General features: G+C 61.9%; 1 pseudogene. It reads right to left on the bottom strand.

The window, feature by feature from the left end:
• Positions 1-257, bottom strand: a pseudogene (locus AC0IXC_RS29250) (Gly-Xaa-Xaa repeat protein); the annotation flags it as partial.

Raw genomic sequence — 257 nt, 5'->3', positions numbered from 1 at the left:
TGAGGTCCAGTAGCGCCGGTAGCGCCAGTAACGCCACGAAGTCCTTGAGGTCCAGTAGCGCCGGTAGCACCAGTAGCCCCACGAAGTCCTTGAGGTCCAGTAGCGCCGGTAGCGCCAGTAACGCCACGAAGTCCTTGAGGTCCAGTAGCGCCGGTAGCACCAGTAACGCCACGAAGTCCTTGAGGTCCAGTAGCGCCGGTAGCGCCAGTAACGCCACGAAGTCCTTGAGGTCCAGTAGCGCCGGTAGCACCAGTAGC

The organism is Bacillus sp. AC266, assembly GCF_979253805.1.
This window is presented reverse-complemented; position numbering and strand designations above follow the sequence as displayed.